Origin of the sequence: Pseudomonas sp. BN102 (genome assembly GCF_029871245.1) — a bacterium.
Lineage (GTDB): Bacteria > Pseudomonadota > Gammaproteobacteria > Pseudomonadales > Pseudomonadaceae > Metapseudomonas.
Window position 1 is genome coordinate 36979 of the sequence record NZ_SSON01000078.1, and the last position, 23007, is coordinate 59985.

Sequence of the window (23007 nt, forward strand, 5' to 3'; positions counted from 1 at the left end):
ATGGCAGAGGACGCGGAGTTTACGAGTTGTAAATGAGCAGTCCGAAGCCAGTTTCAACGCAGTTATTCCGACGCGCAGCAGATCGCGAACAGGTTCGGAGGAAGGCCATGCAGAAAGTCATGCTTATCACCGGCGCCAGCCGCGGCATCGGCGCTGCCACCGCACGCCTCGCCGCCCAGCGCGGCTACGCCCTGGGCATCAACTACCGGCAGCAGCGGGAGGCGGCCGAGGCACTGGTGGGCGAGATCGAGGCCGGAGGCGGCCGTGCCCTGGCCCTTTGCGCCGACGTGGGCGATGAAGCCCAGGTGCTGCGCATGTTCGAAAGCCTGGACCGGGCGTTCGGCCGGCTGGACGTGCTGGTCAACAACGCCGGCATGCTGGAGCGCCAGATGCGCCTGGAAGACATGGACGTGGCGCGCCTGGAACGGGTACTGCGGGCCAATGTGGTGGGCAGCTTCCTCTGCGCGCGGGAGGCCATCAAGCGCATGTCGACCCGCCATGGCGGCCAGGGCGGCGCGATCGTCAACCTGTCCTCCATCGCCGCCCGCCTGGGCGCGCCCAACGAGTACATTGACTACGCGGCGGCCAAGGGCGCCATCGACAGCATGACCTTGGGGATGGCCAAGGAGCTGGCGGCGGATGGCATCCGCGTCAACGCCGTGCGCCCGGGCGTGATCCGCACCGAGATTCATGCCAGCGGTGGCGAGCCGGACCGGGTCGAGCGCGTGCGCCAGTCGGTGCCCATGGGGCGTGGCGGCGAAGCGGAGGAAGTGGCCAACGCGATCCTCTGGCTGGCCAGCGAGGAGGCTTCGTATACCAGCGGGACCCTGCTGGATGTGGGGGGTGGGCGCTAGCTCGACCCTCCCTGGCACCGGACACCGGAGCCGACCTGCAGTCGGCTTCGCGAATGAATTCGCCCCCACAGGAAAAGCATAACGCCCGCCCCTCGCGCGGATTGCCCCCTCTCCCTCTGAGCAGGTAGGTTGGGCTGAGCTCCGCGAAGCCCAACAGCCCAACAGCCCAACAGCCCAACTTCGGCGTTCAGGATCGCTGGGTCTCGCAGGCCAGGGTCTGCGGGACCGCTTCGCGGCTCTTTCGCGAACGAATTCGCTCCTACAGGACTGCGCGACGCCGTCAATCCTGCGCCACCACCACCATCCTGCCCTCGCGGGCCGCCCGGGCGATGGCCTCCACCACCCGCAGGTTCTGCAAGCCGTCGCGGACGCTCACCAGGGGTTCGGCCTCGCCGCGAATGACCTGGCAGAAATGCTCCAGCTGCAGCGCCAATGGGTCTTCGCGGTGCAACTCGGCCACCTCGCAGGTGAAGGGCTTCCACCAGGAGCGGTGCTCCGGCTGGTCGTAGCACTTCAGGCGCATGGTGGGCACGGCCAGTGAGCCGCCGGTGCCGGCGATCAGGTAGCAATCCTCGTCGTCGTAGCTGGGGTAGTCGCGATTCTCGCCGGAGGTCTGCTCCCAGCTGCGGGCGGATGCGGCCGTGTCGGAGAGCAGAAAGCTGCCCAGGGCGCCATTGGCGAAACGCAGGCTGATGGACACCGTGTCCTCCACCGGGAATCCACGAGTAGCGCTGGAGGCCAGGGCCTGGACCGCGACTATCTCGCCACACAGCGAGCGCAGGTTGCCGATCTCGTGGATCAGGTTGATCAGCACCGGGCCGCCGCCGGCCTCGCGGCGCCAGGGCGCGGCATCGAAATAGTCGTCCGGTTTGTAGAAGAGCGCGCTCCCCATCACCGCCACCAGCGCCCCCAGGCGACCCTGGCGGATGATCTCCCGAGCCTGGGCCAGGATCGGGCTGTGGGCGCGGTGATGCCCCACCAGCAGTGGCACCCGCGAGCCACGGGTTGCTGCCAGCAGCCGCTCGCCCTCTTCCAGGGTATGTGCCACGGGCTTCTCGACCAGCGCGGCGACGCCCGCCTGCAAGCAGGTCAAGGCCTGCTCCACATGCAGTTGGTTGGGCGTGGCGAGGATGATGCCGTCCGGCCGCGCCTGCTCGAACAGCGCCTCCAGGGAAGGGAACAGCGGCACCCCGGCCCGTTCGGCCACCGCTCGGGCCGCGGGTGCGGGGTCGATCAGGGCCACGGGTTCGCAGGAGCGGCTGGCCTGGAGGAGTTCGAGGTGGCGCTGGCCGATCAGGCCGGCGCCGGCAATGGCGATGCAGAGGCTGTTCATTTCGTTCGATCTGTTCCGGTGGTGGAAAGGGGCGATCGAAAGACTAATATTCACTATCGGATCTATAATCCGCCTCCATGAAAAATCAGAATGCGCTATTAGCGAATAATGACCCCTTCCTCCGCGACCTCTTGCTGTTCTGCAGCGTGGCGCGGCGTTCCAGCTTCGTCGCCGGGGCGACCGAACTGGGCATCTCCCCGGCCCACGTCAGCAAGCGCATCGCGATGCTGGAAGAGTCCCTCGGGGTCAGGCTGTTCAATCGCACCACGCGGCGGGTGAACATCACCGCCGACGGCGAGGCGGCCTTCGCCTGGGCACAGAAGATCCTCGAAGATGTGGAAGGCATGGTCGAGGCCCTGTCCGGGCTGCGCGGCGAACCGACCGGCGTGCTGCGCATCGCCACCAGCTTGCGCCTGGGACGCGACTACCTGTCGCCGGTGCTGTCCCTGTTGCGCCAGCGCTATCCGGGACTGGAAGTCTGGCTGGAGCTGCTGGACCGGCGGGTGGACTTGATCGGCGAGAACTTCGACATCGACCTGCGGGTGGGCGAGGTGCACGAGCCGCACCTGATTGCCCACAAGATCGCTGAAAGCTACCGCATGCTCTGCGCCGCGCCGGCTTACCTCGAGCGGCACGGCCAGCCGCGCACCCTGGCCGACCTGGCACAGCACGATTGCCTGCTGTTCCGCGAGCGCGATCTGGGCTTCGGCGTCTGGCGCCTGAGCGGCCCCAACGGCGAGGAAACGGTGAAGGTGACCGGCCCCATGGCCTCCAACCACAGCGACGTGGTGCGCCAGTGGGCCCACGAAGGCCACGGGGTGATCATGGCGTCGGTCTGGGACGCCGCGCCCAGCATCAAGGCCGGAAAACTGGTGCGGGTGCTGCCTGCCTATCGGCAGGCAGCCGATGTCTGGGCGGTGACCGCCGCCAGGGCTTCCGGCTCGGCCAAGGTGAAACTGTGCATCGACTTCCTTGCGGAACAACTGACCCGGGGCCCCCATGCCCTGGACACCCACCTCTGAGGCTGGGTCGACAAGCTCCGCCTCCTTGGCTAGACCTCTAGGCAGGTGGCCCCGTTGTCGCGTGGCCACGTCTGGCAGGGAGCTCTGACGTGACGCTGCAACCCCTGGAAACCCTTCTCGTGGCCGCCCTGGCATTGCTCCTGGGGCGTCTGGTCAATCGCCTGATTCCCGTGCTGTCTCGCTACAACATCCCGGAGCCGATCACCGGCGGCCTGGTGGTCTCCATCGGCCTGGCCCTGGCCGGCGCGGTGAGCGACTTCAGCGTGGAATTCGACACCACCATGAAGCCGGCCCTGCTCCTGGCCTTCTTCTCCGCCGTGGGGCTGTCGGCGGATCTGGCGATGCTCAAGCACGGCGGCAAGCGCCTGGCTCTATTCGTCATCGCCCTGATTCCCTTCCTCTTCCTGCAGAACATCCTCGGCATCCTGGTCGCCTGGGGCCTGGACATGCACCCGCTTATGGGGCTGGTGGGCGGCACCATTACCCTGGTCGGCGGCCACGGCACCGGCGCCGCCTATGCCGAGCGCTTCGCCGAAGTGAACAACCTGCAATCGATCATGGAACTGTCGATGACCGGCGCCACCCTCGGCCTGGTGGCTGGTGGGATCATCGGCGGCCCGCTGGCCCAATGGCTGATCAAGCGCCACAAGCTGGCCGGAAACGCCGCCCACGCCGGGCACCATGAGATTGCCGGCGACGACACCACCACGCCCGCCACTGCCGGCAACTTCCTCACCGTGCTGGCGGCCACCCTGGCGGCTCTGGTGGCCGGACAGGTGCTGGCCGGGCTGTTCGGCGAGGGCGCAGTCACCCTGCCGAGTTTCCTCTGGTGCCTGCTGCTGGGTGTCGCGATTCGCAACCTCCTGCCCCTGGTCGGCGTGCGGCTGAACGACGGCTCCATCGACCTGCTGGCCTCGGTGACCCTCTCGCTGTTCCTGGTGATCACCATGATGGCGCTCAACCTCGGCCACGTCGCCAGCGTGGCCGGCCCGCTGCTGCTGATGCTGGTCGCGCAGTCGGCGCTGGCCATGGTCTACGGCGCCTGGGCGGTTTACCGCTATACCGGCCGGGATTACGAAAGCGCGGTGCTCTCGGCGGCCTTCTGCGGCTTCGCCATCGGCGCCACGGCCACCGCCATCGCCAATATGCAGGCCATCGCCCACAAGTACGGGCCGGCGCCGGAGGCCTTCATCGTCGCGCCGCTGGTAGGCGCCTTCCTCATCGACCTGCTCAACGCGCTGGTGCTCACCGGCTTCCTGGCGTTGCCGGGAATGGGAGGTTGACCATGTTCCGTGCCCTGATGCTCGGCCTGCTGGCACTGACGCTGGCGGCCTGCTCCAAAGGCCCCGACCAGGCGACCCTGGAAACCGAAGTGCAGCAACGCCTGCAACAGGCCTTCGGCGCCAATGTGCTCGGCCTTGCACAGCTGGACCGGCGTGGATCGGCCAGCGACGTCAATGCCCCGCCCGGCGAAAAGCGCCTGGTGATCTACTTCGATAGCACCCTCGAAGTCGAACGCGACCAGGACTTCGGCTCCTGGGATTCCCCCGGCGTCGCCAGCCTGATCAGCGCCCTGGGCGCGGGCCCGCGCGGCCTGTCCGGAATCCGCAGCGGCGGCAACAAACAGGGCGACCTGCTGCTCGCCCACGGCAGCCTGATCTACCGCCAGGTGGAGGGTGGCTGGCAGGCGGTGGTGCCCCAGGGCTTCAAAGCCCCGCCGGCACCCGAAACCATCGAGCCGGGCGTGGGCCAGACCCGCGAGCAACTGGTGGCGGCCATGAGCACAGCGCTCAACCTCTCGCCCGGCGGCACCGGGGTGAAGGAGCGGGCCATCATCTCCGACGAGGTGAGCCGTGCAGTGAGCAATATCCAGGGCCGGCTGAGCCGCCTGCAGAAGGGCTTCCCCCTGGCCGGTGGACCCGCTGCCGGACAATACGCGCGCCTGGCCCAGGCCATGACCAGCCTGCTGCACCCCAAAGGCCTGCAACTGATGCCTCTGAATACCGAGGGCGGCCTGGACAACCTGCGCATGCTGCGCCGGGGCGACGTAGTGCTGGCCCTGTCCCAGAGCGACATGGCGCAGCTGGCGGTCAACGGCAGCGGCCCCTTTGCCGAGACCGGCCCCTACTCCAGCCTGCGCGCCCTGGCCAGCCTCTATCCGGAACCGGTGCACGTGCTGGTTCGCGGAGACAGCCCGGTGCGCGACCTGGCCGGCCTGCGCGGCAAGCGGGTCAACCTTGGCCAGCCGGGCTCCGCCTCGCGGGATACCGCCCTGGCCGTGCTGGCAGCCCACGGCATCAGGCCCGAGGACCTGGCCGAAGCCGCCAGCCTGGATCTGCAGCAGGCCCTGACCGCCATTCGCGATAGTCGGTTGGACGCCACCCTGCAGGTAATCGGAGCCCCCGCCGACAGCATCCGCGCCGCCAGCGAGGCCATGCAGCTGCGCCTGCTGCCCCTGGAGGAATCCGCCATACGCCAACTGGAAGCTAGCCGCCCCGGTACTTTCGCCACCCAGGTGGCGGCCGGGACCTACCCCAACCAGACAGCGCCCGTGCCCACCCTGGCCGTGAGCGCCCTGCTGCTCTGCGACGAAAAACTCAGCGCGGGCGAGGTCGACCAGCTGGTGCGCCAGCTGTTCGCTCCGGACAACGACTGGTTGGCCGCCGGCAGCATCCAGGGCGAGCAACTGTCACCGGCCAACGCCCGGCGCGGCCTGGCCATTCCCCTGCACGAAGGCGCACTGCGCACCCTGGGCCAGCCGCAAGAGCCCACCCCGTAGGGTAGGCCGGGCGGCGATCCGCTTCAGCCCACCGCCGAGATCGATCGTCGGCCGAAGTCAGGGCACATAGCCGCTTTCCATGACATCCCGGTAGGCCGCGGCGAAGGCATGCCAGTCCTCTTCCGGCATCGGCTTGTGCAGCTGCTTGAACTGCTCGTAGTCATGCTTGGCGGCGCTGTAGCTGGTCAACCGGTGACAGCTCTTGGCCAGGCCGAGCAAGGCGATCTCCACCTTCTTTTCCCGCCCGCCCGTTACCTTGACGAAGATGTTCTTCGGGTACAGGCGGCCATGCTCCCAGCCGCCGAGGTGCATGCGTCCCACGGTGTTGGCCAATTGCTGGAGCAACTGCTGGTTGAGCTCCGCCGGCACCGGTTCGGCATACCACTCTTCGAGGCTGCGGAAGCCGTCCAGGCTTTCGGTGATGAGCAGGGCCTGCCATTCGGTCTCGGTCTTGCGCGCCGCGCTGAACACCACCTTGGGTACGCGGATGCCCAGCCGCGCCAGAGCCTGCAGCGCCTGCAGCTCGTGGAGGATGGTCGGCTGGCCGAAGGGATGGACCATGGAGCGGTGGAAATGATTGATCTGGCGCTTGCTGTAGAGCAACTGGCCATCCGGCGTGTGCAGCCGCTGGATGCCGCTTTCCCCGCTGTAGAGCTGATCCTGGGACTCGAACCACTCGCCGTAGGTGTCCCACCACTTGTCGAAGTTGGCGTCCTCGGTGGCGCTGTCGTGCCTGAACCACTGGGTGTTCATCGGAGCACCTCCTCGCGGAGCACGACCGCCCCGCAGGGTTACTGCCAAGGCAACCCTTCGCGGGCCGCCGCCTGAGGCCGGGAACCTGACCCCCTGGAATTCAACTTAGCGCCCTTTTGCACCTTTTGCCGGCGCGTTTACAGGCACCTGGGGGTCGAATCCAGACAACTCCCGGTACGGCATTGGACCTATGGTGACGGACCTTTCATCAGATCGATTGGAGCTGACATGTCTGATTTCATCACCGTTCTGCGCGAAACCTGCCCCACTCCGGTCCTGGATGCCACCAAGTGGAAACGCATCGGCGGCGATCCGCACACCGTGAACCTCAATGCCTACCTCTCCAAGGATGGCAGCAAGATCATGGGCACCTGGATCTGCACCCCGGGCAAGTTCGAGGTGAACTACGAGAAGTGGGAGTACTGCCACTTCCTCGACGGCTATTGCATCATCACCCCGGAAGGCGAGCAGCCGCTGCACCTGAAGGCCGGTGACGTGTTCGTGATCGAACCCGGCATGAAGGGCACCTGGGAAGTGGTGGAAACGGTGCGCAAGTACTTCGTCTTCGCCTGACTCCGCTCTCGAATTCCGTAGGGTGGGCTTCAGCCCACCATCGTGGGCCAGCGTGGGCTGAAGCCCACCCTACGAGGCTGCGACGCCGCAAACAGAAGGCCGGGCATTTGCCCGGCCTTTTCTTCGTCTGCCGATCAGGCCTTGTAGCGTGCGGCGGCCTTCGACAGCGACAGGTTCGGCGCCATCTGGAAGCGCGCGGCGGTGAAGCGCTCCCAGTCAGCCTGCTCCGGCAGCGAGGGGATGGTCACCAGCTCGCCCTGGTCCAGGCCAGCCAGCGCCGCATCGACCATCTCGTCCACGTCCATGAGGATTTCCTGGGGAATGTTGTCGATACCGGTGCCCGAGCGCTCCCAGATCTCGGTACGGGTCGCCCCTGGCAGCACCACCTGGACGCGCACGCCCTTGTCCCGCACTTCCTGGTTCAGCGACTGGCTGAGGTTGAGCACGTAGGCCTTGGTGCCGCTGTAGGTGCCATTGAACATTTCCGGCGCCAGGGCCAGCACCGAGGCGATGTTGATCAGTGTGCCACGCCCCTGGGCGACGAAATTCGCGGCCGCGGCGGCAGCCAGGTGGGTCACGGCCACCACGTTGAGCTGGATCATCGCGTCGAAGCGGTCCAGGTCGGTATCCAGCAGGCTGCCGCTGATGGCCACGCCGGCGTTGTTCACCAGCAGGCTGATGGCTGCATCACTGCGCAACCGTTGCGCCACGCGATTCAGGTCGGCCCTGTCGGTCAGGTCGGCCTTCATCACCTCCACCTTCACCCCGGCCTGCTCGCGCAGCTCTGCCGCCAGGGCTTCCAGGCGGGCCTGATCACGGGCGACCAGCAACAGGTCGTAGCCCCGCTCGGCCAGGCGCCTGGCATAGGTGGCACCGATGCCGGTGGACGCGCCGGTGATCAGGGCAACGCCTTGGTGCTTCTGTTCGCTCATGGTTCTGTCTCCAGGCAATGACTCGGGGATTCGAGTGAGGAACTTAAATTACACTCGTAATATTACAAGCGCAATATCTCTCATCCACCACTCGTCGTTCCAAGAACCTGAAAGGTTCCGGATGCCCTTCAGCCGCCTTGTGACGAAGCGGGAACCTCAGCGGCGCGTGCGACCGCAGGCGGCCCCGGCTGGGCGAGGGTTGGCGACGGCTCCGCGATGGCGGACGGGGAGTCCGCCGCCTCCGGGCTCATCGCCCGGCGAAAGCCCTTGATGGCCTCGCCCAGATCGGGGCCGAGGGTCTTGAGGCGTTTGGTGCCGAACAGCAGTACGGCGACGACGATGATGACCAGCCAGTGCTTCCAGTCGGTGATGCCCATGGGCTCGCTCCTCGCGGGAATTCAGGGAAATGCTGGGCGGGCACCGGTGTGGAAACCCGCCCGCCGCATCATTGGTTCAGCCAGGGATAGCGCGCGGAATCGCGGCCGCCGTAGTCCGGGTCGAGGTAGATGAAGCAGCGCTGGATCTTCCAGTCGCGGATCTCGAACACGTCGCACCAATGGCCCGCACCCCAGCCGGGTACGCCGGCGCGCCAGGGGCCGTCGACATGCTCGCCGTGACTGGTGCCCTCGCAGACCACCAGGTCGCTGCCTGAGAAGATCCAGTTGAAGTGCGAGTAGTCATGGGTGATCGACTTGAGGCGGCTACCGAGGTCGCCGAACATCTTGCCGATCTGCTCGCGGCCGGTGGCCAGGCCCCACTTGGGAAACAGCACCTGGGCGTCTTCGGCGAAGAGGTCGAGGATGCTGCCACCCGTGGAGGTGATACCGCCGTTGTCGAAGGCTTTCAGGTATTCCAGCGCCACCGACTTGCGCTGCTCGTCGGTCATGGTCTGTGTGCTCAGCATGGGAGTCTCCGGTTCGCGAAAATGGATCAGTGTAGGGACTGGACGTACTGGATAATCCGGGCGCGCTTGGCCGGGTCATCCTGGAAGTAGGTCATGGCGTTGCCCGGCGCCACGGTCTGGGTGTCGGTCAGCCAGGCATCGAGCAGCTGGTTGTCCCAGGTCTTGTCTGCCATGGCCTGGCGGAAGCCCTCGGAGTAAGTGAAACCGGCCGCGCCGCCCGCCTTGCGGCCGATCAGGCCGTACAGGTTCGGACCCTGGCCGTGGGGCTCTCCCTGCTTGAAGGTGTGGCAGACCGCGCAGTGGTTGCTGGTCAGCTTTTCGGCCAGGGCCAGGTCGTCGGCCTGGGCCGCGCCGGCGGCGCCAAGGAACAGGAGGCCCAGGGCCAGCTCGCGTTTGAAGGGATTGCGCATCGTGATTGCCTCGCGGATACGGCGGCCGGGTCAGGCCTTCTTGGATTCGAGATGGGCCTTGTTCGCCGCACGGTAGGCGAAGGCCAGGATCGGGCCGAGGGTTGCGCCGCCGGCCCAGTAAGCGCGGCCGGATGCCGAGGCGACGCAGTTGCCGACACCGTAGAGCCCCGGGATGGGTTGGTTGGCGTTGTCCAGCACCTGGCCGTGGGAGTTGGTTTTCGGACCGCCCTTGGTATCAAGGTTGCCGCCGGTGATCAGCGCCGCGTAGTACGGCCCCTCCCCCGCCAAAGGGTGCAAGGTGGGGTTGGCGGAGTTCTCGCCCGGCTTCACGCTGCCATTGAAGAGCTTTTCGACGGTCAGCTCACCGCGTTGGAAGTCGCTGTCCTTGCCGGCCTTCGCCAGAGCGTTGAAGCGCGCGACGCTGCCCTTCAGGTTGTCGAGGAAGTCAGCAGCGAGCGTCAGCCCGCCGGTCTCGGAACGGTATTTCTCCAGACGCTCTTCGATGGCCTTGGCCAGGGCTTCTAGGGTGTCGCCCTTGATCACATGGCGGTCGTTGGCGCCCGCCGGGACGATGGGCGAGCCGTACTCGTCGCTGGCGCAGTAGGTCTGGGCGCGCTGGTCCCAGATGGAAATCATCACCAGGTTGGGGTACTCGGCCCTGCTGCCATCCCACTGGAAGAAGGTGGGCACCAACTCGTTGTAGACGGTCTTCTCGTTCACCACGCGCTTGCCGTACTTGTTCACCATCAGCATGGAGTCGCCGGTCATGGTGAAGATCCCGGACATGGACCCGTCCCTGGCCACGGCCTTCTCCAGCAGGATCGGGCAGGACCAGGCGTAGTTCATGTTGCGCAGCTGCACACCGAGTTCGCTGGCGATGCGGATGAAGTCACCCTCGTTGGTCAGGGCCGCGCAGCCACCATAGACCGGGGCATTGAGGAAGTTGCGACGCAGCTCCGGGTCGTGGGTGAAGCCGCCGCTGGCGAAGATCACCGCCTTGCGGGCGCGCACCCGCAGACGAGTGCCCTCCTCGGTTTCCACCTCGACACCGATGGCGGCGCCCTGGTCGTTGGTGATCACCTTCGCCACCCGGTGGCCGGTGCGAATCACCACGCCGTCGCGGCGGGCCGCTGCGGTCAGGGTGCGGATCGCCACGCGGCCGCCGTCGGACATGCTCGGGCGCGCATCCCGGGGCACCAGCACGCGGCCCTTGGAGGCCTTGTCCTCGGGCAGCTCGCACCAGTAGTCCGGCACGTCGGCGCAATGACGGTAGGGCAGCGCATCCTTCTCGGCCAGCAGGTCCGCCGCGGGCGCGGCGCTGTCGTAGATGGCCTCGCACATCTCGTATTCCCATTCGCTCAAGCCCAGTCTCAGCAGCGCAGGGTCATAGGACTGCGGCCGGGTGAGACGGGCGACATAACGCAGGAAGTCGGGCTTGGGGTCGCTCATGCCGGCATCGCGCATGGCCTTGTTGTTCGGCACCCAGTACCAGAACGCGGCCTTGGCAGCGGTGCCGCCTGGGCTCGCGGCCTTTTCCAGGATGACCACATCGTTGCCCAGCCAGCGGGCGAACAGGGCGGCAGGCAGGCCGCCCCCTCCCCCGCCGCAGACCACGATGTCGTGTTCGCTGTCGAATGGCTCGCCTTCCGCGCTGGCCTTGCCGACCGCCAGCCCGCCAAGGGCCATGGCCGCGGTGCCGGCGCCGGCGGCCTTGATGAAGTTGCGTCGGGAGGTGGCGAGTTTCTGTTGTTCGTCGTTCATGGTCGACTCTCCAGGTGCGATGAAGGCCCCTGGCGGTATGCCGGGGCGCGTCGGGAAATGGGAAAAGGCGAGGCGCCGGGCGGGTTACCAGTAGTGCCAGAGCTGCAGGAACACCCCGTCGGTCACGGTGGTGTTACGGCCATGCACGCCCTTGGAGTAATGCAGCGAGACCTGGTCCCACATCTTCTGCGCATACAGGCTCTGGATGCCCGGCTTGAGCTGGAACAGCACGCCGGCACCCAGGGCGGTCTCGTTGGATTCGGAGCTGGGGATGACGTCGCCCCAGCGATCGTCGGACTCCCGGGTCTTCTGGTGGTCGTAGCTGAGGAACGGCGTCATCTGGTAGGTGGGCCGGTCGAGCACGTTGTAGCCAAGGCGCAGGTTGGCGTGGAAGGTATCGCCCGGCTCGGTGCCATGGGGGCCATCGCCACGGAGGATGCCGCCCACCAGCAGGTCGACGTTCACTCGCCCGAACCACTCGTTGTAGAAGAGCGACGGCCAGAGGGAATAGGTATCGCTGCTGACCGAGTCGGCGCCAACCGGCAGCTGCACGTAAGCCTGTGCGCCCAGGGTGCGCAGTGGCGTGGGGTTGTACCAGACGAGGCCGCCGACCAGGGGATCGCCCAGGCCGCTGACGCGCACGCCGTTGCCCCGCACCGCCACTTCCGGCACGGTGATGCTGGCGATGAAGCCGTTGTTCGGCAGGCCGTCGACCTTCCAGTAATGCAGCAACGAGGACAGGCCGACGTAGGTGTCGGTGCCGCTGCCCTTGACCTTGTCGCCGTCGTCGTCGAAGCGCTCGCTGTCGTCGTTCCACTGGACGTACTGGCCGAAGGAGTCATAGGGCTCGGTGAAGTCCGAGCTGAACTGGAAGCTCTGCGGCCGGTTGCCCGCAAAGGGGATCCCCGAGGCCTGGGCTTGCGGGTGCGGAAGGAGGCTGGCACCCAGCATCAAAGTGCTCAGTGCCATCGAAGGGGCCCTGCTGTTTACTAAGCGCATTCAGGACATTCCTGCTGTTGTTCTTGTTTTCGGGACGAAGCGCTCCCGTTTGCGCGACCTCGCGGGCCGAGCAATGGGGCATCTGCAATCGGTTGCGGTGCGGTGCGGGACCGGCGTCAGGCGCCGCTTTCGCGCACGGTCAGGCGGTGGTGCAGGTGGATGCCGACCAGGGTTCGCAGGGCAGGCGCGCTGGAGCGGGAGTCGTGCAGAATCGAACGGGAGCGAGGTGAGTGAGGACGCATGGCATTGACCTTGTTGTTATTCGTTCGCCTGTGGCCGTCGGCAGTGACATGCGGAGGAAGGCAGCCCGCTTGCCCTGTCGGAGCCGATGCGTGGGGCGGATCGGCTCGTGCGGCTGGGGCACGCTACAAAACGCCCTCATCGGCAACAATGCCGCTTTTGCCGATATGAGTGTTCGCGAGTCGAGAACAATCAGGTATCGCTGCCAGGCTCGGGGCGCGCGGCCAGCAGGGACGGGGCTTCTGTGCAATGAGGCGGTGGCAAGGAGGGAATGGGAACGCGTGCGTGACGGCCGATAATCGCCCGGATTCCCAAATCCAGCACCCGTGGGGCTGCAACCTGGTCTTGTGGGAGCGACTTCAATCAATCGATCAGCCAGGTCGGGAACCCAATGATTCTCGCGCCCGTCGCGCATTCCGGCGCCAGGCACAGATCGCCCGGCAACGCCTCCAACATAGTTGGGCTTGGCGGGGCTCTGCCCAACCTATTCTTGCGGCACAAAGAAAAACGCCGCAGTCATGAGACTGCGGCGTTTTCAGTTGCGGCGCTGGATCAGTCGTCCAGGCCGAGGGCGGCGAAGGCTTCGAGGATCTTGTCCTGCACTTCTTCGATGCTGAGGCTGGTGGAATCCAGGATCAGTGCGTCTTCGGCCGGTTTGAGTGGCGCCACCGAGCGCTGGCTGTCGCGCTCGTCGCGCTCCTGGATTTCCAGCAGCAGGGAGGCTTGGTCGGCTTCCATGCCCTTGCCCTTGAGCTGCAGGTAGCGACGGCGGGCGCGCTCCTCGGCGCTGGCAGTGAGGAAGATCTTCAACTGCGCCTGGGGGAAGACAACGGTGCCCATGTCGCGGCCATCGGCGACCAGGCCGGGGGCTTCGAGGAAGGCGCGCTGGCGTTGCAGCAGGGCTTCACGCACCACCGGCAGCGCGGCGACCTGGGAGGCGCCGGCGCCCACCTGTTCGGAGCGAATCACGTCGGTGACGTCCTCGCCTTCCAGGATGATGCGCTGGCCACCACCGGCCTTGGCGTTGAACTGCACGTCCAGATGCGCCGCCAGGACCTTGAGGGATTCCTCGTTGGTCAGGTCGACGCCGTGGTTGCGCGCGGCGAAGGCCAGCAGGCGGTACAGCGCACCGGAGTCCAGCAGGCGCCAGCCCAGGCGCTTGGCCAGCAGGCCGGCGACTGTGCCCTTGCCGGAGCCGCTGGGTCCGTCGATGGCGATCACGGGCACGATGGCGCTCATGCCTTGCCCTCTTCCGCAACGCGGATGCCGACCTGGGCCGCGAGGCCGAGGAAGTTCGGGAAGGAGGTAGCGACGTTGGCACAGTCATGGATGCGGATCGGCGCGCTGGCGCGCAGGGACGCGACGCTGAAGGACATGGCGATGCGATGGTCGCCATGGCTCCAGACTTCGCCGCCACCCATGGGGCCGCCTTCGATGACGATGCCGTCCGGAGTCGGTTCGGCCTTCACGCCCAGGGCCTGCAGGCCGTCGGCCATGACCTGGATGCGGTCGGACTCCTTCACCCGCAATTCCTCGGCGCCGCGCAGCACGGTGCGGCCTTCGGCACAGGCGGCAGCGACGAAGAGCACGGGGAATTCGTCGATGGCCAGCGGCACCAGGTCCTCGGGGATGTCGATACCCTTCAGCTTGGCCGAACGCACACGGATGTCCGCCACCGGTTCGCCGCCCACTTCACGGACGTTCTCCAGGGTGATGTCGCCGCCCATCAGGCGCAGGATGTCGATCACGCCGGTACGGGTCGGGTTGATGCCGACGTGCTCCAGCAGCAGCTCGGAGCCTTGGGCGATGCTGCCGGCCACCAGGAAGAAAGCGGCCGAGGAGATATCCGCCGGCACTTCGATACGGCAGGCGCTGAGCTTGTGGCCGCTCTCGACAGTGGCGGTGTTGCCGTCCACCTTCACCGGGTAGCCGAAGCCTTGCAGCATGCGCTCGGTGTGGTCGCGGGTCGGTGCCGGCTCGCTTACCGAGGTTTCGCCGGCGGCGTAGAGGCCGGCGAGCAGCAGGCAGGATTTCACCTGGGCGCTGGCCATCGGCATTTCGTAGCTCATGCCGCTGAGGCGCTGGCCACCGCGGATGGTGAGCGGCGGACGGCCTTCGGCGCCGGTTTCGATGACCGCGCCCATTTCGCGCAGCGGCTTGGCCACGCGGTTCATCGGGCGTTTGGACAGCGAAGCGTCACCGGTCAGGGTGGTGTCGAAGTGCTGGGCCGCCAAGAGGCCGCTGAGCAGGCGCATGGAGGTGCCGGAGTTGCCCAGGTAGAGCGGGCCGGGCGGTGGCTTCAGGCCGTGCAGGCCGACGCCGTGGATGGTCACGCGGCCGTGGTGCGGCCCCTCGATGACCACGCCCATGTCGCGGAAGGACTGCAGGGTCGCCAGGGCGTCCTCGCCTTCGAGGAAGCCTTCGACCTCAGTGGTGCCTTCGGCCAGGGAGCCGAGCATGATCGAACGGTGGGAAATGGACTTGTCGCCCGGCACGCGGATGCGCCCGGCAAGTTGGCCACCCGGCTGCGCCAGGTAAATCAGGTCGTTGTTGTGCATGGCGTCCACATAGGCCCTACGGGCCAGGATTTTGCTGAAATGCTCGCGGGCGAAGCGGGCGCGGGTGAACACGCCCAGCAATTCATGCCCATCCCCTGCGTCGACCGCGCCGCGCAGGGCGTCGAGGTCGGCGCGAAAAGCGTCCAGGATGCGCAGCACCGCCTCGCGGTTGGCGAGGAAGATGTCATGCCACATCACCGGGTCGCTGCCGGCGATCCGCGTGAAATCGCGGAAGCCGCCAGCGGCGTAACGGAAAATCTCCAGGTTCTCGCTGCGCTTGGCCAGCGAGTCGACCAGGCCGAATGCCAGCAGGTGCGGCAGGTGGCTGGTCGCGGCGAGCACCTCGTCATGGTGCTCGACTTCCATGTGTTCTACATCTGCACCCAGGGCGCGCCAGAGCTGGTCGACGTGCTGCAGGGCGTTTCTGTCGGTGTTCTCCAGCGGCGTGAGTATCACCTTGTGACGGCGGAACAGGCTGGCGTTGGCCGCCTCCACTCCGCTCTTCTCCGAGCCGGCGATGGGATGACCGGGCACGAAGAGCGCCGGCATGCCATCGAAGACCCGGCTCGCAGCGCGCACCACATTGCCCTTGGCGCTGCCGACGTCGGTCAGTATCGCGTTGCCCAGTTCCAGGCGGGCCAACTCGGCCAGGAGTTTTTCCATCGCCAGGATAGGCACCGCCAGCTGGATCACATCGGCACCGCGACAGGCAGCGGCGAGGTCGGCCTCGCAACGGTCGACCACGCCGGTTTCCACAGCGATGCGGCAGGACTCCTGGTCCTTGTCGACACCCACCACTTCGGCGAACAGCCCCTTCTCGCGCAGCCCCTTGGCAAAGGAGCCGCCGATCAGGCCGAGGCCGATCACCACCAGGCGCCCGAAGATAGGCGCGCCCTGTTGCACGGACATGACATCAGCCACGGCCGAGCACCTTGGCCAGGGCCTCCAGGCAGCGGGCGTTCTCTTCGGGCAGGCCGATGGAGATGCGCAGGAAAGTAGGCATGCCGTAGCCGGCCACGGGGCGCAAGATCACGCCTTCTTGCAGCATGGCCTGGTTGATCGGCGCGGCATCGCGGCCGAAGTCGACGGCGATGAAGTTGCCCTTGGAGGGAATCCAGCCGAGGTCCAGGGCGCGGCAACCGGCTTCCAGCTGGGCCATGCCAGCATCGTTGACGCGACGGCTCTCGGCCAGGTAGTCGGCATCCTCCAACGCCGCACAGGCGGCCGCCAGGGCCAGGCTGTTGACGTTGAAAGGCTGGCGCACGCGGTTCAGTACATCCGCCACCTGGGCGCTGGACAGGCCGTAGCCGACCCGCAGCGCGGCCAGGCCATAGGCCTTGGAGAAGGTGCGTGAAACCAGCAGGTTCGGGTAACGGGCCAGGTAGTCGAGCCCGTCTGGCAGTTCATCGCCCTCGGCGTACTCGATGTAGGCCTCGTCCAGCACCACCAGGACGTTCTCCGGAACCTTGGCGAGGAAATCCTCCAGGGCTTGCGGACCGAACCAGGTGCCGGTGGGGTTGTTCGGGTTGGCGATGAACACCACGCGGGTATCGGCATCGATGGCCGCCAGCATGGCCGGCAGGTCATGACCGTAGTCCTTGGCCGGAACCACCTTGCCGGTGGCGCCCACGGCCTGGGTGGCAATGGGATAGACGGCGAAGGCGTGCTGGCTGAACACGGCGTTCAGGCCCGGTGCCAGGTAGGCGCGGGCGACCAGGTCGAGGATGTCGTTGGAGCCGTTGCCCAGGGTGACCTGGGCCGGGGTCACGCCGCAGCGCTCGGCCAGGCGGCGCTTGAGTTCGAAGCCGTTGCCATCCGGGTAGCGGGTCAGCTCGGACAGTTCGTTGCGAATCGCCTCCAGCGCTTTGGGGCTCGGACCCAGCGGGTTTTCGTTGCTGGCGAGTTTGACGATGCCGGCAGGATCGAGGTCCAGCTCGCGGGCCAGTTCATCCACCGGCTTGCCGGGCACGTAGGGCGAAAGTTTCTGCACGCCCGGCTGGGCAAGGGCGAGGAAGTCACAGCTCATAAGCAATGCTCTTGGTTCCTGTGGTCGCGATGATCGTTGTCGATTCGCTGCGGTTCAGGTCATGGCCGTTCATTACGCGCCCGGCCCTTCCAGAAATCGATGGTGTCGAAGGTAGTCATGTATCTGCTGGACCGCCGTCTCCACGCTCAGGTCAGTGGTATCGAAGGTCAGCTCGGCCGCCAGTGGCTTCTCGAACGGTGAGTCCAGGCCGGTGAAATCCTTCAGCAGACCCGCGCGCGCCTTGCGATAGAGCCCTTTCGGATCACGCTGCTCGCAGACATCCAGAGGGGTATTGACGAAGACCTCGACGAAGCGTCCCGGAAGCAGTTGGCGGATCGCGTCGCGGTCGCTGCGAAAGGGCGAGATGAAGGCGGCGATGACGATCAATCCTGCGTCGACCATCAGCGCCGCGACTTCGCCGACCCGGCGGATGTTTTCCTTGCGGTCCTGCGCGGTGAAGCCCAGGTCGCCGTTCAGGCCATGGCGCAGGTTGTCGCCATCGAGCAGGTAGGTGTGCCGGCCCTCGCTGTGCAACCGACGCTCCAGGGCGTCGGCCAGGGTCGACTTGCCCGCGCCGCTGAAGCCGGTGAGCCAGACGAGGCACGGTTCCTGCTGCTTGAGGCTGGCGCGTTGGCCACGGCCCACCAGCAAGGAGCGCCACTCGACCTGACGGCTGCCGTCCACTAGAGCACCGCTTTCGGGTAGGAACCCAGCACCTTCAGGGCAACGGCTTCCTGGTTGATCTTCTCCAGAACGTCCTTGATCAGCGGATCGCGATGGTGGCCGACGAAGTCGATGAAGAACACATAGGTCCACTTGCCGCTACGGGACGGGCGGGTCTCGATGCGGGTCAGGTCGATGCCGTTGTTGTGGAAAGGCACCAGCAGCTCATGCAGGGCGCCAGGCTTGTTGCGCATGGAGACGATGATGGAGGTCTTGTCGTCGCCGGTCGGCGGCACTTCCTGGCTGCCGATGATGAGGAAACGCGTGGAGTTGTCCGGACGGTCCTCGATCTTCTCGCAGAGCTTGGTCAGGCCGTAGAGGCTGGCCGCCATGTCACCGGCGATGGCCGCCGAGTTCCACTCGCTCTTCACCCTTTTCGCGGCGTCGGCGTTGCTGGACACCGCCACGCGTTCGACGTTCGGGTAATGGGCGTCCAGCCACTTGCGGCACTGGGCCAGGGACTGGGCGTGGGAGTAGATGCGGGTGATGTTGTCGGTCTTGGTGGTATCGCCCACCAGCAGATGGTGGTGGATACGCAGCTCCACTTCACCGCAGATGACCATGTCGTGCTCGAGGAAGCTGTCGAGGGTGTGGTTCACCGCGCCCTCGGTGGAGTTCTCCACGGGCACCACGCCGAAGTTCACCGCACCGGCGGCGACTTCGCGAAAGACTTCGTCGATGGCCGCCATCGGCGCGCTGATCACCGCATGGCCGAAATGCTTGAGCGCCGCGGCCTGGGTGAAAGTGCCCTCGGGGCCGAGGTAGGCGACCTTGAGCGGCTGCTCCAGGGCGAGGCAGGAGGACATGATCTCGCGGAACAGCCGCGCCATCTCTTCGTTGTCCAGCGGGCCCTTGTTGCGGTCCATGATGTGCTTGAGCACCCAGGCCTCGCGCTCGGGGCGGTAGAAGACCGGCGTCTCGCCCGCGGGCAGGGACTGCATCTTCACCCGCGCCACGTCCTGGGCGCAGCGAGCGCGCTCGCTGATCAGCTCGAGGATCTTCTCGTCGAGGTTGTCGATGCGTACCCGCAGCGCCTTGAGTTCTTGCTCGGACATCAGCCGTGCTCCTTCTCGAACTCCGCCATATAGGCCACCAGGGCTTCCACCGCGTCGAGACCGACCGCGTTGTAGATGGAGGCGCGCATGCCGCCCACCGAGCGATGGCCCTTGAGATTCAGCAAGCCACGGGCGTCGGCGCCAGCCAGGAAGGGTTTGTCCAGGCGCTCGTCGGCCAGGCGGAACGGCACGTTCATCCAGGAGCGGGCGTTTGTGGCGATGGGGTTGGCGTAGAACTCGCTCTTGTCGATGACGCCGTAGAGCAGGTCCTTCTTCGCCTTGTTGCGCAGCTCCATGGCCTCGACGCCGCCCTGCTCCTTGAGCCACTCGAAGACCAGGCCCGAGAGGTACCAGGAGAAGGTGGCCGGGGTGTTGTACATGGAGCCGTTATCGGCGGCGACCTTGTAGTTGAGCATGGTCGGGCAGGTGGTGCGGGCGCGGCCGAGCAGGTCCTCGCGGACGATGACCACCACCAGGCCGCTGGGGCCGATGTTCTTCTGCGCGCCAGCGTAGATCAGGCCGAAGCGGGAAATGTCCAGCGGGCGGGAGAGGATGTCCGAGGACGTGTCCACCACCAGGGGCACGTCGCCCACTTCCGGGATCCAGTCGAACTGCAGGCCGCCGATGGTTTCGTTGGAGGCGTAGTGCAGGTAGGCCGCGTCCTTGGACAACTGCCACTCGTTCTGGCCGGGAATGGCGAAGTAGTCGTAGCCCTTGGCGCTGGCGGCGACGTTCACGCGGCCGAAGCGGCTGGCCTCGTCGATGCTCTTCTTCGACCAGATGCCGGTGTCGATGTAGTCGGCTACGCCGTTCTCGGGCAGCAGGTTGAGCGGGATCTCGGCGAATTGCTGGCTGGCGCCGCCCTGGAGGAACAGCACCTTGTAGTTCGAGGGGATGGACAGCAGGTCGCGCAGATCCTGCTCGGCCTTTTCGGCAATGGCGACGTATTCATCGCTGCGGTGGCTCATCTCCATGACGGACAGGCCTTTGCCCTGCCAATCGAGGAGTTCCGCCTGGGCGCGTTGCAGAACAGCTTCCGGAAGCGCGGCCGGGCCGGCGCAGAAGTTAAAGGCTCGCTTGCTCACATCCACTCTCACTGGGTAGCGCGGGGGCACCAGTACCCCCGCCGATTGTCATCTACCGAATGGACAGGCCGGCGACGGCCTGCCCGTTTCTGCTGCTCTTACTCTTCACCTGCCGGTTGTGCGTCGTCCAGCTGGGTGTCGTCGACCGCGGCATCTTCCGCGCCTTCAACAGCCAGTTCTTCGCCTTCCAGCGCCTCGGACTCGCCGTCGTCGGACGGCTCCTGCACACGCTCCAGGCCCACCAGGGTCTCGTCTTTGGCCAGCTTGATCAGGGTCACGCCCTGGGTGTTGCGGCTGGAGCTGGAGACTTCGTCCACACGGGTACGGACCAGGGTGCCCTGGTCGGAGATCAGCATGATCTCCTCGCCATCCTGCACCTGTACCGCGCCCACCAGCTTGCCGTTGCGCTCGTTGGTGACCATGGCGATCACGCCCTGGCCGCCGCGACCGCGGCGCGGGTAGTCTTCCAGGGGGGTGCGCTTGCCGTAGCCGCGTTCGGAGGCGGAAAGGATCTGCGCGCCCGCTTCCGGGATCAGCATGGAGATCAGGCTCTGGCCTTCCGGCAGGCGCATGCCGCGTACGCCACGGGCGATTCGGCTCATGGTGCGCACGTGCTTCTCCTTGAAGCGGATGACCTTGCCACCGTCGGAGAACAGCATCACTTCCTTGGCGCCGTCGGTAATGGCGGCGGCGATCAGGGTGTCGCCCTCCTCCAGCTTCAGGGCGATCAGGCCGCTCGAACGCGGACGGCTGAACTGCACCAGCGGGGTCTTCTTCACGGTGCCATAGGCAGTCGCCATGAAGATGTAGGCGCCGGTGGGCTCGTCCTGCTCGTCGTCGGCGACTTCGGCGTCGTTGTCGTCGCCGCCTTCGGCTTCGACCACTTCGCCTTCGATCACCAGGCCTTCGTTCTCGTCCAGGTCCTCTTCCGCGCCAGCGCTCTGTTGCAGGGCTTCCAGGTCGATCTGCAGCATGGCGGTGATGCGCTCACCCTCATCCAGCGGCAGCAGGTTGACCAGCGGGCGGCCGCGCGCGGTGCGCGAGGCTTCTGGAATCTCGAAGGTGCGCAGCCAGTAGACCTTGCCCTTGCTGGAGAACAGCAGGAGGGTGGCATGGCTGTTGGCGACCAGCAGGTGTTCGATGTAGTCCTCGTCCTTCACCCCGGTGGCCGACTTGCCCTTGCCGCCACGGCGCTGGGCCTGGTAGGCGTGCAGCGGCTGGGACTTGGCGTAGCCGCCGTGGGAGATGGTGACGACGCGCTCTTCCTCGGTGATCAGGTCGGCGATGGTCAGGTCCACCTGGGACGCGACAATCTCGGTGCGGCGGGCGTCGCCGAACTCGGCCTTGACCTTCTCCAGCTCCTCGCGGATGACTTCCATCAGGCGCTCGGGGTTGGTGAGGATGCGGATCAGCTCGCCGATCAGGGTGAGGATTTCCTGGTATTCGGCGAGGAGCTTGTCGTGTTCCAGGCCAGTCAGGCGGTGCAGGCGCAGCTCGAGGATGGCCTGGGCCTGGTCCGGCGACAGGAAGTACTTGCCATCACGCAGGCCGTACTGCGGATCGAGGTCTTCCGGACGGCAGGCATCGGCGCCGGCGCGCTCGACCATGGCTTCCACCGCGCTGGATTCCCAGGGGGTGGCGATCAGGCGTTCCTTGGCCTCGGCCGGGGTCGGCGAGTTCTTGATCAGCTCGATCACCGGGTCGATGTTCGACAGGGCGACCGCCTGGCCTTCGAGGATATGGCCGCGCTCGCGGGCCTTGCGCAGCTCGTAGACGGTCCGGCGGGTCACCACTTCGCGGCGGTGACGGACAAACACTTCGAGCATGTCCTTCAGGTTCATCGTGCGCGGCTGGCCATCGACCAGGGCCACCACGTTGATGCCGAACACGCTCTGCAGCTGGGTCTGGGCGTAGAGGTTGTTGAGGATGACCTCGGGTACCTCGCCACGGCGCAGCTCGATGACCACGCGCATGCCGTCCTTGTCGGACTCGTCGCGCAGTTCGGTGATGCCTTCGAGCTTCTTCTCCTTGACCAGCTCGGCGATCTTCTCGATCAGACGCGCCTTGTTCAGCTGGTAGGGCAGCTCGGTGATGACGATCTGCTGGCGGCCGCCGACCTTGTCGATGTCCTCGACCTCGGCACGGGCACGCATATAGATGCGGCCACGGCCGGTGCGATAGGCCTCGATGATGCCGGCGCGGCCATTGATGATACCGGCAGTGGGGAAGTCGGGACCCGGGATGTACTTCATCAGGTCATCGACGGTGAGCTCCGGGTTGTCCATCAGCGCCAGGCAACCGTCGATGACTTCGCCGAGGTTGTGCGGCGGAATGTTGGTGGCCATGCCGACGGCGATACCGCTGGAACCGTTGACCAGCAGGTTGGGGATCTTGGTCGGCATGACCGCCGGGATCTGTTCGGTGCCGTCGTAGTTGGGCACCCAGTCCACGGTTTCCTTGTCCAGGTCGGCCAGCAGCTCATGGGCCAGCTTGGACATGCGCACTTCGGTGTATCGCATGGCCGCGGCGTTGTCGCCGTCCACCGAACCGAAGTTGCCCTGGCCGTCGACCAGCATGTAGCGCAGCGAGAAGGGCTGGGCCATGCGGACGATGGTGTCGTACACGGCAGTGTCGCCGTGGGGGTGGTACTTACCGATGACGTCACCGACCACACGGGCGGACTTCTTGTACGGTTTGTTCCAGTCGTTGCCCAGTTCGCTCATCGCGAAGAGGACGCGACGGTGCACCGGCTTGAGGCCGTCGCGCGCGTCCGGCAAGGCACGCCCGACGATCACGCTCATCGCGTAGTCGAGGTAGGACTGTTTCAGCTCGTCTTCGATATTGACCGGGAGGATTTCTTTGGCCAGTTCGCCCATGAGAAGCCTGGTTCCTTTTTCTGATGAAACTCCGCCCCGCTCGTCCTGAGCGGGGCGAAGCTCGTCACTGCGGCCAGATGCGGCAGCGACTCACGACAAATCAACGAGTTAAGCCAAGGATCTG

General features: G+C 66.2%; 21 protein-coding genes. 5 read left to right on the forward strand and 16 right to left on the reverse strand.

The genetic code is table 11. From position 1 onward, the window contains the following. Nucleotides 1-107: 107 nt before the first annotated feature. Nucleotides 108-854, forward strand: a complete 747-nt coding sequence (locus E8F12_RS26170; RefSeq protein WP_280328136.1) for an SDR family oxidoreductase — start codon at nt 108-110, stop codon at nt 852-854. A 280-nt stretch (nt 855-1134) separates the two neighbouring features. On the opposite strand, the gene E8F12_RS26175 is transcribed toward E8F12_RS26170, so the two are convergent. Continuing rightward, nucleotides 1135-2187: a Gfo/Idh/MocA family oxidoreductase gene (locus E8F12_RS26175; RefSeq protein ID WP_280328137.1), complete on the reverse strand. Its 1053-nt coding sequence runs from the start codon at nt 2185-2187 to the stop codon at nt 1135-1137. Nucleotides 2188-2264: 77 nt separating this feature from the next. Between E8F12_RS26175 and E8F12_RS26180 the strand changes: the two genes are divergently transcribed. The 3 genes from E8F12_RS26180 (at nt 2265) to E8F12_RS26190 (ending at nt 5988) form a co-directional block, all read left to right on the forward strand. Next, nucleotides 2265-3209, forward strand: coding sequence for a LysR family transcriptional regulator (locus E8F12_RS26180; RefSeq protein WP_280328138.1), 945 nt, complete (start codon nt 2265-2267; stop codon nt 3207-3209). An 89-nt stretch (nt 3210-3298) separates the two neighbouring features. Next, on the forward strand, nt 3299-4492 hold the full coding sequence (gene gltS, locus E8F12_RS26185) for a sodium/glutamate symporter (RefSeq protein WP_280328139.1): 1194 nt from the start codon (nt 3299-3301) through the stop codon (nt 4490-4492). Between the two features lie 2 nt (nt 4493-4494). Next, a complete protein-coding gene (locus tag E8F12_RS26190) occupies nt 4495-5988 on the forward strand; it encodes a TAXI family TRAP transporter solute-binding subunit (RefSeq protein WP_280328140.1) in 1494 nt (497 codons plus the stop codon). Between the two features lie 57 nt (nt 5989-6045). Here E8F12_RS26190 and E8F12_RS26195 read toward each other — a convergent pair whose 3' ends face one another. Next, complete coding sequence (locus E8F12_RS26195) at nt 6046-6741, reverse strand: lipopolysaccharide kinase InaA family protein (RefSeq protein WP_280328141.1); 696 nt, start codon at nt 6739-6741, stop codon at nt 6046-6048. A gap of 228 nt (nt 6742-6969) precedes the next feature. On the opposite strand from E8F12_RS26195, the gene E8F12_RS26200 reads away from it, so the two are divergent. Beyond that, a complete protein-coding gene (locus tag E8F12_RS26200) occupies nt 6970-7314 on the forward strand; it encodes a cupin domain-containing protein (protein ID WP_280328142.1) in 345 nt (114 codons plus the stop codon). A 134-nt stretch (nt 7315-7448) separates the two neighbouring features. Here E8F12_RS26200 and E8F12_RS26205 read toward each other — a convergent pair whose 3' ends face one another. The 14 genes from E8F12_RS26205 to gyrA all read right to left on the reverse strand — a co-directional run bounded on the left by E8F12_RS26205 (nt 7449) and on the right by gyrA (nt 22883). Beyond that, nucleotides 7449-8246, reverse strand: a complete 798-nt coding sequence (locus tag E8F12_RS26205) for an SDR family oxidoreductase (protein ID WP_280328143.1) — start codon at nt 8244-8246, stop codon at nt 7449-7451. Between the two features lie 128 nt (nt 8247-8374). Then, nucleotides 8375-8623 carry a twin-arginine translocase TatA/TatE family subunit gene (tatA, locus tag E8F12_RS26210; protein ID WP_280328144.1) on the reverse strand — a complete coding sequence of 83 codons (249 nt, stop codon included), beginning with the start codon at nt 8621-8623 and terminating at the stop codon, nt 8375-8377. Between the two features lie 68 nt (nt 8624-8691). Next, nucleotides 8692-9150 carry a nuclear transport factor 2 family protein gene (locus E8F12_RS26215; protein ID WP_280328145.1) on the reverse strand — a complete coding sequence of 153 codons (459 nt, stop codon included), beginning with the start codon at nt 9148-9150 and terminating at the stop codon, nt 8692-8694. Between the two features lie 26 nt (nt 9151-9176). Beyond that, nucleotides 9177-9560 (reverse strand): c-type cytochrome, encoded by a 384-nt coding sequence (locus E8F12_RS26220; RefSeq protein WP_280328146.1) that lies wholly within the window; start codon nt 9558-9560, stop codon nt 9177-9179. Between the two features lie 30 nt (nt 9561-9590). Further along, nucleotides 9591-11321 (reverse strand): FAD-dependent oxidoreductase, encoded by a 1731-nt coding sequence (locus E8F12_RS26225; protein ID WP_280328147.1) that lies wholly within the window; start codon nt 11319-11321, stop codon nt 9591-9593. Between the two features lie 84 nt (nt 11322-11405). Continuing rightward, complete coding sequence (locus E8F12_RS26230) at nt 11406-12290, reverse strand: transporter (RefSeq protein WP_280328148.1); 885 nt, start codon at nt 12288-12290, stop codon at nt 11406-11408. Nucleotides 12291-12436: 146 nt separating this feature from the next. Then, a complete protein-coding gene (locus E8F12_RS26235) occupies nt 12437-12562 on the reverse strand; it encodes a hypothetical protein (protein ID WP_280328149.1) in 126 nt (41 codons plus the stop codon). A gap of 550 nt (nt 12563-13112) precedes the next feature. Further along, nucleotides 13113-13799 (reverse strand): (d)CMP kinase, encoded by a 687-nt coding sequence (cmk, locus tag E8F12_RS26240; protein ID WP_280328150.1) that lies wholly within the window; start codon nt 13797-13799, stop codon nt 13113-13115. Next, the gene (locus tag E8F12_RS26245) at nt 13796-16039 is read right to left on the reverse strand and encodes a bifunctional prephenate dehydrogenase/3-phosphoshikimate 1-carboxyvinyltransferase (protein WP_280328151.1); all 2244 of its coding nucleotides are present in this window, start codon (nt 16037-16039) and stop codon (nt 13796-13798) included. Before E8F12_RS26245 ends, cmk begins: the two co-directional genes overlap by 4 nt. Beyond that, a complete protein-coding gene (gene hisC, locus E8F12_RS26250; protein WP_280328152.1) occupies nt 16032-17144 on the reverse strand; it encodes a histidinol-phosphate transaminase in 1113 nt (370 codons plus the stop codon). The genes E8F12_RS26245 and hisC overlap by 8 nt, the downstream gene beginning before the upstream one ends. Nucleotides 17145-17216: 72 nt before the next feature. Beyond that, on the reverse strand, nt 17217-17828 hold the full coding sequence (cysC, locus tag E8F12_RS26255) for an adenylyl-sulfate kinase (RefSeq protein WP_280328153.1): 612 nt from the start codon (nt 17826-17828) through the stop codon (nt 17217-17219). Next, a complete protein-coding gene (gene pheA, locus E8F12_RS26260; RefSeq protein ID WP_280328381.1) occupies nt 17828-18925 on the reverse strand; it encodes a prephenate dehydratase in 1098 nt (365 codons plus the stop codon). Before pheA ends, cysC begins: the two co-directional genes overlap by 1 nt. Next, a complete protein-coding gene (serC, locus tag E8F12_RS26265) occupies nt 18922-20007 on the reverse strand; it encodes a 3-phosphoserine/phosphohydroxythreonine transaminase (RefSeq protein WP_280328154.1) in 1086 nt (361 codons plus the stop codon). Before serC ends, pheA begins: the two co-directional genes overlap by 4 nt. Nucleotides 20008-20105: 98 nt before the next feature. After that, on the reverse strand, nt 20106-22883 hold the full coding sequence (gene gyrA, locus E8F12_RS26270) for a DNA gyrase subunit A (RefSeq protein WP_280328155.1): 2778 nt from the start codon (nt 22881-22883) through the stop codon (nt 20106-20108). Between the last annotated feature and the right edge of the window lie 124 nt (nt 22884-23007).

Excerpts from the sequence above, each read along its gene's own strand:
- E8F12_RS26195 (WP_280328141.1), bottom strand. The coding sequence starts at position 6,741 with ATGAACACCCAGTGGTTCAGGCACGACAGCGCCACCGAGGACGCCAAC.
- tatA (WP_280328144.1), bottom strand. The coding sequence starts at position 8,623 with ATGGGCATCACCGACTGGAAGCACTGGCTGGTCATCATCGTCGTCGCC.
- E8F12_RS26225 (WP_280328147.1), bottom strand. The coding sequence starts at position 11,321 with ATGAACGACGAACAACAGAAACTCGCCACCTCCCGACGCAACTTCATC.
- cmk (WP_280328150.1), bottom strand. The coding sequence starts at position 13,799 with ATGAGCGCCATCGTGCCCGTGATCGCCATCGACGGACCCAGCGGCTCC.
- gyrA (WP_280328155.1), bottom strand. The coding sequence starts at position 22,883 with ATGGGCGAACTGGCCAAAGAAATCCTCCCGGTCAATATCGAAGACGAG.
- E8F12_RS26200 (WP_280328142.1), top strand. The coding sequence starts at position 6,970 with ATGTCTGATTTCATCACCGTTCTGCGCGAAACCTGCCCCACTCCGGTC.
- E8F12_RS26205 (WP_280328143.1), bottom strand. The coding sequence starts at position 8,246 with ATGAGCGAACAGAAGCACCAAGGCGTTGCCCTGATCACCGGCGCGTCC.
- E8F12_RS26230 (WP_280328148.1), bottom strand. The coding sequence starts at position 12,290 with ATGGCACTGAGCACTTTGATGCTGGGTGCCAGCCTCCTTCCGCACCCG.
- E8F12_RS26180 (WP_280328138.1), top strand. The coding sequence starts at position 2,265 with ATGAAAAATCAGAATGCGCTATTAGCGAATAATGACCCCTTCCTCCGC.
- E8F12_RS26220 (WP_280328146.1), bottom strand. The coding sequence starts at position 9,560 with ATGCGCAATCCCTTCAAACGCGAGCTGGCCCTGGGCCTCCTGTTCCTT.
- hisC (WP_280328152.1), bottom strand. The coding sequence starts at position 17,144 with ATGAGCTGTGACTTCCTCGCCCTTGCCCAGCCGGGCGTGCAGAAACTT.
- E8F12_RS26175 (WP_280328137.1), bottom strand. The coding sequence starts at position 2,187 with ATGAACAGCCTCTGCATCGCCATTGCCGGCGCCGGCCTGATCGGCCAG.
- E8F12_RS26215 (WP_280328145.1), bottom strand. The coding sequence starts at position 9,150 with ATGCTGAGCACACAGACCATGACCGACGAGCAGCGCAAGTCGGTGGCG.
- E8F12_RS26170 (WP_280328136.1), top strand. The coding sequence starts at position 108 with ATGCAGAAAGTCATGCTTATCACCGGCGCCAGCCGCGGCATCGGCGCT.
- E8F12_RS26190 (WP_280328140.1), top strand. The coding sequence starts at position 4,495 with ATGTTCCGTGCCCTGATGCTCGGCCTGCTGGCACTGACGCTGGCGGCC.
- E8F12_RS26235 (WP_280328149.1), bottom strand. The coding sequence starts at position 12,562 with ATGCGTCCTCACTCACCTCGCTCCCGTTCGATTCTGCACGACTCCCGC.